The organism is Enterococcus sp. 10F3_DIV0382, from assembly GCF_002140245.1.
Taxonomy (GTDB): Bacteria; Bacillota; Bacilli; order Lactobacillales; family Enterococcaceae; genus Enterococcus_B; species Enterococcus_B lactis.
Window position 1 is genome coordinate 866,779 of record NZ_NGMF01000001.1, and the last position, 11,146, is coordinate 877,924.

Consider the following 11,146-nt stretch of genomic DNA (forward strand, 5'->3'; position numbering starts at 1 on the left):
GAATTAACCATAGAATATACCCTTAATAAAAGCAATGGAAAACTGGAGGCTGGCGGAATTAATTACTCTGGAAAATTAGCTGAGTTACTGGAGGAAGATCATAATGAATGATAAACAAAAAGTCGAGTTAGCTAATAAAGAGTACGATAATTTAAAAATAAAAAATAAAATAGATATAGACAAAGGAAACATATCAATCGGCTACGTCTCCCAAGTCATCAACAACCCCTCTGGCGAACAGTCTTTTGTCATTACCCATACGGACCGCTTCGTTTCCCCGGTTGCACCATTGCCGGAAAGATTGGCGGTTAAAGAAGTAACGGTGCTTTATCGCGGTTCGACAGGCTTAGACAAAATCAAGAAACAAACTGGCGATGTGTGGCAAGACTGGGTCGTCAATAATGTGGATATGGCACGTAAGATCCTCGCGGCTGAACAAGGCGCACCGCCCCCGCAATTAAGAACGTCTGCGGAGACCCTGAAGGAAGCGATGCGCCATTATCCCAATGCCCAGTTTTTCGTCTATGGTCATTCTTTAGGCTCCATGAATGGACAATATGCTGTCGCTGATTTGTCATTGGAGGAAAGCAGGCGTCTTAGTGGAGGATATTTTTTCCAAGGACCCAATATTTATACGGTATTGACGCCAAGTCAGCGCGTGACCGCTGATCTTCTGACGAGGTCAGGAAAACTGCATAATTATGTCGATGAGAAAGACTTGGTACCAATCGGCTATAGCAAAGACAAGCCAATGGTCGGCCGAATGCGCCCAGTGTTGTCTAAAAAAGTCGGGTGGGTCGACCAGCACATGTGGGGTGGATATCAGTATGACCAATTCGGGAATGTCTTGCTTGATACGAAAGGAGAACCTGATGTGATCGGGTTGGAAACCCAGCAGCGTCTTGCCGGCATCGAAAACGTGAAGAGACACTTTCTAGCAAAAGGCAGTCTATCTTCTGCTCAAAAAATATTTTTGGATGCATCACAAGCCAAAGCGATTACTAGTGGGTACAAAAAAACAGTGGAGACAGAAATTAGTGAATTAAAGAAATGGTTCCAAACAGAAATCAGAAATGCCAATGAATTATGGCAAAAGACAAAATTAGACGCCCGCTATTGGGGAGAAAGTTTGACACATTATGAAGAACTGGAAGCACTTGATTCTTTGGGAGTAACGGAACGGAGTATACGGATAGACCCAGTAAATGAATATGAACGAACAGTAGCAACGCTTAGAAAATCAGAAGAAGAGCTTGAAAGGCTGTTAAGAAACATTGAACAAACGATCAATAGGCAAGTAGATTCTGATCATGAGCTCAGCCATTACTTATTTTAGAGGTGAATAAATGGAACAAGAAATCAGAAGGAAAATAGAAGAAACTGAAGAAATTTATCGTAAAAATCGCGTAGTATTAGAAAACCATCTAGATTATCTGTCGAATGAGCAAAGAAAATTTCAACGCTATTTAGAAAATATCTCTGTGCAAATCAATGCCACCGCTAAACATTATGAGACCAACCCTCCCGAAAATAAAAGGGCAGTCTATCGTCTCTTAGAACAAGCAAGTGAAGAATCACGGCAACGAACACGAGCAACCCAACGGAATCTGGAAGAACGACTACATGAAAATCAATCTATATATAACAAAAAGATCCGTCAGTATGAAGAAGAATACAGAAAATCAAAAAGAGAGGGAGAATCCTATGTTTGAATTCGATTGGATCATGAGTGGTGTAGATGCTTTACTTGAAGGAGCAAATAATGAATTAATCCAGCAACGAAAGAATCTGGAAAAACAACTCATCCGTTTACTTGTAGCAAGTCCCAGCAAAGCTACATCCCAAACTAGAAAATCCCTCACACGAGAAAGAAAAAGCCAAGGAGCAACTAAACTGAAGAATGCCAGTGATACCTATAAAAACAATGTTTCTGCTGCCGCCAAAGGCCAATGGGTAGATGCGGCATTAGACAATGTTCAAAGCGTCTCGGATCGGTTAATGAGGTTGTGAGAGCAGTGCTTATCCAGAATAAACATCTCTGCCTAATCAAATTTTTCGATTAGGTAGAGATGTTTATTTGACGCCTTTCATCTCAAGGCTTTTTCAATTATTTTGTACCTATGTTTTTGATAAAATCATGTACATTGATTTTTTCTACCTCACATTCCTCTCCTACTTAATGCCTATCTAGCTCCTGAGGGGTTCTTTTTAAGGCGTCGTCATAGTCTTGGCTGAGGATCTCTTGGTAATCTGAGGGAATGGCTTCCCAAGAGAGTAGACGAACGTTCATGACGTGTTTTCCTTTGTGTTTGATTACAGCATGATTCTTACCATTTTCTACCTCGCCAGCGTGAAAAGACAGCCATGTACCATGACCAAAGATATCATTACATACCCAATGTTCGATGGAATTGTCCACGTATCCTACAGGGAGTGTGGTATAGCCGATTTGTGGTTTCAAAAAAGGGTTGAATCGATCAATCGTTTCATTTTTGTATTGATAATTGATAAGAAAAAGATAGACCAAACAAAAGACGAGTAGAAAGAAAGATAGTGTCTTTTTGAGTGAGAAGGGTTGTTTTGATGAATAAGATTTCTTGAAAACAAGAGATTCATCCGGCAATGTTGGTTCTATTGATTCGGCAGTTGGCTCAATAGAAGGAAAATCAATCGGCAGACCTAAAGTCTGATGTAAAAGTGACAGCATTTCAAGATCTGGCATTGTACGAGAATTTTCCCAACTAGAGATCGTTTTATCGGAAACACCGATTTTTTCGCCTAGTTCTTTTTGCGTAAGGTTACAATTTCTGCGGTAAGTTCGTATTTTTTCTCCGATGTTCATCTTCTTCTCCTTTCGATTCTACAGTATATAGATTTATTCTACATGACCTATACACTTGATAGATACGTTTTTTTGATGAAAAACGGTATGATTTTATCGAAGAATCATTTAAGTAAGGGAGAGTGGTGATAATCAAAAAAAAGTTCACAGTTTTACTCACAATCATAGTAATCGGTATCATGAGCGGTTTTGCCTTGGTTAGTATAAATAAACAGGTACTCTATCGGACAAATGAATTTTTCCACCAAACGGATGCTTATACTCCGATTCGATTGCCACAACATTTTATTGAGCGAGAAGAATATGAGCAGCTAATCATGGTATTTGAAAATGTATCATCAGAAACTGAGATTTCTTATATGAAAAAAACAGTAAATGAATCCAATGAAGTAGATACATCTTGGAACTTCAAGATACAGCCAAAGCTTGAAATGACATCGTATTATCAAGGGAATGTCAAATCTTTTCACGAGAAGGTACCCTATTCTAATACCACCTTTCACGTAATGTCCATTGAAGAATCGATAAAAATAAAAGATTTTGAAGGTGAATTTTTCTTAATGACGAGAGAAAAAGAAGACTATGATCGGTTCATATTACTATTTGTGGAACGATTCAATCAAGCATTTCACACTGGTTATGCGACTGATGTTTTTGAAGATTTTGAAAATAGCTATCTGTATTCGGTTATTTCAAGTACAGACGTATATAATTATCGAGTGTATTTAACTATTGGGTTGATTCTTTTATTCCTTTTGTTACCGTCTTTTTTCTTATTGATGAATAAAGAAATCAGTTTATTGTTGAATAATGGCTTTTCCTTACATCAAGTATTGTGGTGTTTATTTGGGAAAAAGAAAATCATTACTACATTCATAATTGCAGGAATTATTGGTGGTTTTATTTTTATGTATTATAAGGAGCAATTTCTTTATTTGTTCCAGATGTACGTTTTCTTGTTCAGCGGAATATATGGTATCTCTTTGATTTCTCTTTTATTAGTTGAAAAAATCGCTTCGTTAAGAGAAGCGTTCAACTATATCCAATACATTCTTTTTACATTTGGATTGTTGTTTTCTCTTCTTTTGACCGTTACCAATGTCGAATTAGCAACTATCGTTTTTTCTTCTTCACAGTTAGCTGTTTCCCATGAATCTCCAAAAGAAATCGCTGATGAAGACTATCATGTGTTTTATCCAGTAACCATCGGGAAAAACCATGTGGATTTTATTTATTCCAATCGTTTTGCATCAGCAGCAGATCAGGAATTATATGAAACTTTGAATAAAAACGGAAGTATATTAGTCAATGTATCAGATTACTTGAATGAAGAAAACGAACAGTTTGGCAGAGGGATAAAAATAAATCTGAATTATCTTAAGAAATTTCCTTTGATTGATGTCTCTGGAAGCTTGATCCAAATAACCGAAGAAGAAACGCACCCGGTTATATTGATTCCTGAACGATATAGACATACAGATTTAAAAAATGACCTAGCTCAAATAACAGAATATTATCAAGAAATCAGTGAAAAAGAACCGAAATTTCTATTTATAAAAAACAACCAACCCATTTATACATTTATTCCTTCTAACCCATGGATCGAACATTATCCGGTTGTTGAAATACTGACATTGAAAAACAGTACGTATTGGGAAAGAAATATTCTCAGCGGAGAAATCTATCCGCCGTTAAAGATCAAGATAGGCTCTTTGTCGAAAGAAAGGTTATTTGAGCTGATTGAGGAAAGTCAGTTACGTGATAATCTGCAGTTATCATTTCCGTATACTCAGACTGAAGAGATAGTTGTCAAAGTGTTAAGCAGATCATTTCATTACTTGATACAGATATGTTTTCTCACTTTCTTTTCTTTCTTCTTGTTGAGCTACGTCATGTTATGCATATATTTTGTCTACAATTGTCGGAAAATCGCTATCTTTCGTTCAAGTGGTTATTCGCTCTTTGAAACGTATAAAGATTTCTTCATGATGAACCTCATCAAATGGGGGACGACAAGTGTAATCTTCCTTTTTCTTATAGAAAGAGAGCCTAAATATCTTTTTAATATTTTTTTCTTTAGTTTCATTGATTCTATTCTTTCAGTTGTTTTTATTTTGTCTACAGAAAAGAAAAGTCAGTTATTGTTGATGAATGGAGGTTAACAATTGGAGCCGTGGATAGTGATAAAAGGTGCGAAAAAAATCATCAAAAACAAAACGATTCTTCATTTGGATCGTTTCACTGCGGATGCTGGGGATCTTGTGACTGTTGTTGGAGAAAGTGGAGCAGGTAAAAGTACGTTATTGAATATATTAGGATTGAATGATCGGTTCAGTTCAGGACAATTCTATTTGTTCGATCAAGAGACGAAACAATTAACTGGAAGAGAGAAGCGCTTGATAAAAAGAAATACCATATCTTTTCTTTTTCAAGATTTTGGGTTGATTGAATATGAAACGATCGATTTTAATTTAGATATTGGATTGAAGTTTTCGAATTTAAATGTTTCAGATAAGCGAACAGCAAAGTATGAGGCATTGAAAAAAGTAAATATAAACAAGAAGCTAAGTACGCCTATCTATACATTATCTGGTGGTGAGAAGCAAAGAATCGCCTGTGCGAGAGTCTTATTGAAGAATAGCAAAATCATTTTAGCCGATGAACCAACTGGATCATTAGATAAACGAAATAAGGATCAAGTCGTTGAAATCTTATCGCAACAAGCTTCCCAAGGTGTGTTAGTTATCGTGGTCACGCATGATCCATATCTGACCAAAATAGGAAACAAGATGATCATGATTTAGGGAACAAATGAAAAATAAAACTTTTTTTCCAATAAAAACAAAAAAATGTCTAAAAAATCGAACATAAAAGTGTTTGATTTGAATATCCCAACAGTGGAAGAAGAAAAATAAAATTGATAACATGTGTTCTAAGAATTAGTTACGTTAAAAGCGTAACGCAAGATAGACTTGAAAAACGGTAACAAAAGAAGTAGTATATTAAGGTGTGATATGCTACTTGACATTTATTCTGCTGAGCGAACTTTCTGGATTGTATAGACTTCTATCTATTCAGGCCGTATCAAGCAGATTAGTAGAGGTGTTCTAGATGATTCTCATCTTGAGCACCTTTGTTTTTAGCAATTCGCAAAAAACGAAAGTAGGAGAACAAATAAATGAAGAAAAAATTTTTAGCACTTGCCATCGTACTAGGCGCTGGTTTATTGTCAGGCTGTACGAATGCTGGTGAAAAAACAGCCGTTAGTTATAAAGGCGGCACAATTAGCGAACAAGAAGTAATGGATAGCTTGAAAAAAATGCAAGGAGCAGATTCCACTGTGCAACAGTTGATCGTTTATCAAGTATTTGAAGACAAATACGGAGATGACGTGTCAGCCAAAGAAGTCGATTCTCAATATGATCAAACAAAGAAACAATTGGGGGATTCATTTGATTCACAATTGAAAACTGCAGGTTACACTGAAGAAACATTCAAAGACAGTATCAAACAAAGTCTTGCGTTCCAAGAAGGTCTAAAGAAGCATATCAAATTGACCGATGAAGATTTAAAAACGGCTTGGAAAACTTTCCATCCAGAAGTAGAAGCTCAAATCATCCAAGTAACAAGTGAAAACGATGCAAAAGATGTGAAAAAAGCTGCTGATAAGGGAGACGATTTCTCTAAATTAGCTAAAGACAAGTCAACTGATACTACGACAAAAGAAGATGGCGGAAAAGTAAAATTTGATTCCACTACTACAACGGTTCCAACAGAAGTCAAAGAAGCAGCCTTTAAGTTGAAAGACGGTCAAGTTTCTGATGTGATCACTTCTACTAATACCTCAACTTACGCTACAGAATACTACGTAGTCAAAATGGTGAAAAACCAAAACAAAGGCAACGACATGGATAAATACAAAAAAGAATTGAAAGAAATCGCGACAGACACAAAATTAAGTGACAGTACCTTCCAGAATAAAGTGATTGGCGAAGTATTGAAAGACGCTAATGTAAAAATCAAAGACAAAGACTTTGAAAATGTTTTGAGTACATTCACTTCAGATTCCAGTACAGCAAGTAGTAAATAAGCAGAATAAATAAAAAAGTATGAACTATTTAAACCAATAAAACCGTTCATCTAAATCTTTTTATTAGAGCTAAATCAACAGTAGTTTTATTACTACTTGATTTAGTTCTTTTTATTTAAACAATTCTTTGTTTTAGTTGGAATCCAAGATAGCCACCCTAGATATTTCCCTATATAATATTAAATAAAGAAAGCGATGTTGAAAAATGTACGTAGAAGTAGTTACAATGAAGTGATTTTGCAAATTTCTTTTATTTCTAGAAGTTATTCACGTATAAGGATTTGTTTTTCTCACAAATAAAAAGGCAGGAAGTACAATGGATCATTTGTATATAAAATATATTCATCGATTTTCCGTTTTGATGTTAGGCACCCTGATTATAGCAGGGATTGTAGCATTTATTATTCAAGGCTATGAAACGTTAACGATACATAAAGAGTTTTTCAGTTATGCATGTGGTATTCCTCTTATCGCTATGAGGTCTGACAACAAAAATTGGAAGAGACGCTATTACATTCTCCTGCTATTTTTGTGCTTTTATCTGCCACCTAAAATTTTCAGTTTGTTAGGTGTCTATCAAATAATATTACCTTTTCGTTCTTATTTTGCTGTATTGAGTGTTCTCATTTTGGTTGTTTTTATGTTTTATCGTTTTAAGAATTCTGACCCACCTAGCAAAGTTTAGATGAGTGGGTCAGGATTTTTTGAGTGAATCGATAGTATGAATTGAATTTTTGTAAGCAAAACAACTTTTATTATGGGATAAGTGTATCTAGTTTTTTCTGTATAGCCAGTAAATCTGATAAAGTAACTTGTGCGTTGATCAATAAAGTTTCGGTAGATCCTTCTAATTCTGTGATTGGCGCGGTACTCAAACAAAAATCATAATTCTCTTCTTTAAAGGAATGGCTGACCTCAATTGGATAATAGCTTTGGAAAGTGGTCTGGATTCGTTCAATGATCCCTTGCTCAATCGTAAAAGGTAAGTCGGTTTCAACTTTTATTTTTATTTTTTTTGAGAAACTGATAGGTCTGGCGACCATAGACCAAGCAACCGCTACATGTAAGGATAATCCTTCTTGTTTATCTGGTTCTTTCGAATAAATCTTGTTTCTCTTCACTAATTCTTCCGATTGTTGTAACAAACCGGTGAATTTGAGAGATAAATATTCTTTTAGATTATAACCAGTTAAGGAATAGTCCATTTTTCCAAACATTTCTACAGAGAGGATACCTGTATATAATGTCACAAAAATCATTCTTTTCTTTTCTTCATCAACCAATCCAGTATCGGCTTTTTTTATTAATTGCGGATAAAGTGACATGATTTTTTCTATTAGAGTGCTATCACTTCTATGAGCATCGATATCAGCCAAACAGTCAGTATTTATGTTTTTTTGATGGAAATCAGCACGTGAATACAGCCATAAAAAAATAAATTCGATATTTGATCTATCTAAATGGTAATGGGCACTTAATTTTTCCGCTAATATATTTTTAATAGATTGCATATTCTTCATATCTGATGGTGATACTGGCTGTTTGACAAAAGGGAATCGATCAACGACAGAATGTATTTCCTCATCGATCTTCAAACCTTTGCGTGTTCTTAGAATCGTCACAGCCAATACATAACAGGAAAGTTTTAATTCGATTGTGTTAACAGGAATCTGACATTCATGGTAGATTTCCGTGACGATCTTTTCACATTTTCTTTGAGATATACCCGTAAAAGGCCAATGCAAGCCAGAAAAGATCCGCCAAAAAAAAGCCACCATAAAGAAGCGTATACGCATCTCTTTACCGATTAAGTGAACGGTACCTTTTGATTTCTTCAAGGAAAAGTCCATGGGTTCAAGCAGAGATGCTAACTCATGCATTCTTTTCCGAACACTTGATTCAGAAACAAAATTATCATAGGCGAATTTTGCGATGATGATCTTATTATCAAGTAAGAGAGTCTCAAGCAATTCAAAAAAAGGATTCGATTGAAGGACTTGTCTTGATAGAATCTTATAGTCTTTTTTCGAGCCATTGAATTTATAGCCTTGTCCATGCTTAACTGATAAAACTGCCATATGTTCTTTCTTTGTCATGTAGGGTTTGTTCAACAACAAATCATAATATTTATAGACTGAGCGTCGATCCATTTTTAGACATTCACTGATTTCTTCTGTTCCCATGAATCGTTTGTTCTTGTATAAAAGCTTTAACAGTTCTAGTTCTTTCTTTGTTTCATTGCCAAAAAAAGAATGAAATACCTCCATTATTTAGACTCCTCGCTATATATATTCTATTATTGTAAATCATAGCATATGTTTTGTACCATTTTGTACTTTAATTGTACGATTTATTGTCTGTTAAAGTACTAGAAATCCTCTATACTGACTTCTAATAGTGAATAAAAGGGAGGAGATTGAATAAAGATGTGTAATAGAATAACTAAAACGAACCTGGCTAGCATGTTGATGATAGTGTTTAGTTTAGTTGCAATGTTTTTTGGGGGAGACACATTTGCCGAAACAAATGCTTTTCATTATCAAAACAATGCAGAAGGGGAATTTTTGACAAATGGGGTAAAAGAAGGCGATACGTATAACTATGACTATGGGAATGCACCTGAAGCAAATTTTGATGAAGAAAATTATATAAATTATGAAAACAGCGCATTTGTAAAAAAATCTGTAAAAAAGGCAGAAGGAATACAAGGATTATTCGATGTAACATTAGCTATCAAGGGAAATCAATTAAAAAAAACAATTGACCTAGTAATGGTCATTGACTATTCTTCTTCGATGACGGGCGAAAAATTATCAAACGCACTAAAAGGCTTACAAGAATTTGGTGAAGAACTTGATGATTCCTTAGAAAGTGGGAATATCCGTATTGGAATCGTGGCATATAATCGATTTGTTTATTCAACAGATGATTTTTTGACAGATATCAATCAACTGGAGTATTTTTTGAGAAATACAGCTGAAAGTCATACGGGGACATTCATGCAAAAAGGATTGCTGGAAGGCCAATCACTTTTAGAAGAAAAGAGTAGACCAGAAGCAGAAAAAATGTTGGTGCATATCGGAGATGACAGTGCTAATCGAAGTTATCTCCCTAAAGAAAATGCACAAGTATTTCATAATTCAGGAGAAATTGTGGATTATAACGGGTACCATACGGATCAATATGTCACAGAATTCCAAACGGACTCAGAAAAATATCAAACAAGCGGTAGTTCGACAGATCCAAATGCGGTTTCTGTAAGCAGTTCTCTTATCAATGATGCGACATTAGGAACAATCATTTCGATAAAAAATGCAGGAATCAAATGTTATTCTGTAGCAACAGCTCCTTCATCGCGAGGCGAATATATAGGCAGAAATCTAGCTTCTTCCCCAAACAATTATTTATCGATTGATGAGAATCTGACTGGTCTTGGAAATGCATTGAAGGAAATTGCGAATGGAATGGATAAAACAATTGTTAATGGTACAGTTACTGATCCAATGGGGAAAGATATCTTGCTGCAGGGAATTGGGGCATTTGGTCCTTCATATTATCAGCTGCAAGGTTGGAGTAAAAAAGAAAGCGGAGAATGGCAAGCGGATGAAACTGTTCTTGGGAAGACTGAAGTGACTGAGAACGGGCAGATCATCAAACTAAATCATCTTACATTGGGAAAAAATGAAAAAATCACTTTTACGTATCAAATACGATTAGCTACGGAAGCAGAAGCATTCAAAGGTGAAACATGGTATTTGTGTAATGGACGGACGACTCTTGATCCTTTGAACAATGGAGAACTTCTCGATTTTCCTATACCATCGATCAAGGCACCTACTGTAAAATTGAATATCAAGAAACAGTGGAAGAATATAGAAACTAATCATATACCAACTTCTATCCAATATGTCATCAAACGACAAACTGTTACCAATAATGAAAGCTGGATCACCTCAGACCCACTGATGTTATCTAAAGAAGAGGATTATGCAACTTCAGTCTATCAGGTACCCATTGCAGGTATTTCCTCTAGTTTGCCTCTTTACAATAATAACGGTGAGAATTTTATTTATAGTGTAGATGAGATAGACGTGCCAGATGGATTCACGTATGAGGTGATAAGTGATAGAAACAGTTTCACGATTATCAATACATTAGAAGAAACAGAGCCAAGTACGACAGAGCCAAGTACGACAGAGCCAAGTACGACAGAG

Annotated in this window: 10 protein-coding genes; 8 read left to right on the forward strand and 2 right to left on the reverse strand. The window is 35.6% G+C overall.

What is annotated here, in order from left to right; genetic code table 11:
* Positions 1 to 103: 103 nt before the first annotated feature.
* From A5849_RS04305 to A5849_RS04315, 3 genes are read left to right on the forward strand one after another with little or no spacing between them, the layout of a single operon-like run.
* Positions 104 to 1,336, forward strand: a complete 1,233-nt coding sequence (locus tag A5849_RS04305) for a hypothetical protein (protein ID WP_002345350.1) — start codon at positions 104 to 106, stop codon at positions 1,334 to 1,336.
* A 10-nt stretch (positions 1,337 to 1,346) separates the two neighbouring features.
* Positions 1,347 to 1,712, forward strand: coding sequence for a hypothetical protein (locus tag A5849_RS04310; RefSeq protein WP_002345349.1), 366 nt, complete (start codon positions 1,347 to 1,349; stop codon positions 1,710 to 1,712).
* Complete coding sequence (locus A5849_RS04315; RefSeq protein ID WP_002345348.1) at positions 1,705 to 2,010, forward strand: hypothetical protein; 306 nt, start codon at positions 1,705 to 1,707, stop codon at positions 2,008 to 2,010. Before A5849_RS04310 ends, A5849_RS04315 begins: the two co-directional genes overlap by 8 nt.
* Before the next feature lie 166 nt (positions 2,011 to 2,176).
* Here A5849_RS04315 and A5849_RS04320 read toward each other — a convergent pair whose 3' ends face one another.
* Complete coding sequence (locus tag A5849_RS04320; protein WP_002345347.1) at positions 2,177 to 2,842, reverse strand: helix-turn-helix domain-containing protein; 666 nt, start codon at positions 2,840 to 2,842, stop codon at positions 2,177 to 2,179.
* 125 nt (positions 2,843 to 2,967) lie between these two features.
* Between A5849_RS04320 and A5849_RS04325 the strand changes: the two genes are divergently transcribed.
* The 4 genes from A5849_RS04325 (at position 2,968) to A5849_RS04345 (ending at position 7,617) form a co-directional block, all read left to right on the forward strand.
* Positions 2,968 to 5,004, forward strand: a complete 2,037-nt coding sequence (locus A5849_RS04325; RefSeq protein WP_002345346.1) for a DUF1430 domain-containing protein — start codon at positions 2,968 to 2,970, stop codon at positions 5,002 to 5,004.
* 3 nt (positions 5,005 to 5,007) lie between these two features.
* Positions 5,008 to 5,646 (forward strand): ABC transporter ATP-binding protein, encoded by a 639-nt coding sequence (locus A5849_RS04330; RefSeq protein ID WP_002345345.1) that lies wholly within the window; start codon positions 5,008 to 5,010, stop codon positions 5,644 to 5,646.
* 374 nt (positions 5,647 to 6,020) lie between these two features.
* On the forward strand, positions 6,021 to 6,932 hold the full coding sequence (locus tag A5849_RS04340) for a peptidylprolyl isomerase (RefSeq protein WP_002345344.1): 912 nt from the start codon (positions 6,021 to 6,023) through the stop codon (positions 6,930 to 6,932).
* Between the two features lie 316 nt (positions 6,933 to 7,248).
* Positions 7,249 to 7,617 (forward strand): hypothetical protein, encoded by a 369-nt coding sequence (locus A5849_RS04345; RefSeq protein WP_002308256.1) that lies wholly within the window; start codon positions 7,249 to 7,251, stop codon positions 7,615 to 7,617.
* Positions 7,618 to 7,687: 70 nt separating this feature from the next.
* Here A5849_RS04345 and A5849_RS04350 read toward each other — a convergent pair whose 3' ends face one another.
* The gene (locus A5849_RS04350; protein WP_002345343.1) at positions 7,688 to 9,199 is read right to left on the reverse strand and encodes a helix-turn-helix domain-containing protein; all 1,512 of its coding nucleotides are present in this window, start codon (positions 9,197 to 9,199) and stop codon (positions 7,688 to 7,690) included.
* A 159-nt stretch (positions 9,200 to 9,358) separates the two neighbouring features.
* On the opposite strand from A5849_RS04350, the gene A5849_RS04355 reads away from it, so the two are divergent.
* A partial coding sequence (locus tag A5849_RS04355; protein WP_086309974.1) for a VWA domain-containing protein occupies positions 9,359 to 11,146 on the forward strand: 1,788 nt, incomplete at its 3' end.

Excerpts from the sequence above, each read along its gene's own strand:
- A5849_RS04305 (WP_002345350.1), top strand. The coding sequence starts at position 104 with ATGAATGATAAACAAAAAGTCGAGTTAGCTAATAAAGAGTACGATAAT.
- A5849_RS04310 (WP_002345349.1), top strand. The coding sequence starts at position 1,347 with ATGGAACAAGAAATCAGAAGGAAAATAGAAGAAACTGAAGAAATTTAT.
- A5849_RS04315 (WP_002345348.1), top strand. The coding sequence starts at position 1,705 with ATGTTTGAATTCGATTGGATCATGAGTGGTGTAGATGCTTTACTTGAA.
- A5849_RS04320 (WP_002345347.1), bottom strand. The coding sequence starts at position 2,842 with ATGAACATCGGAGAAAAAATACGAACTTACCGCAGAAATTGTAACCTT.
- A5849_RS04340 (WP_002345344.1), top strand. The coding sequence starts at position 6,021 with ATGAAGAAAAAATTTTTAGCACTTGCCATCGTACTAGGCGCTGGTTTA.
- A5849_RS04345 (WP_002308256.1), top strand. The coding sequence starts at position 7,249 with ATGGATCATTTGTATATAAAATATATTCATCGATTTTCCGTTTTGATG.
- A5849_RS04350 (WP_002345343.1), bottom strand. The coding sequence starts at position 9,199 with ATGGAGGTATTTCATTCTTTTTTTGGCAATGAAACAAAGAAAGAACTA.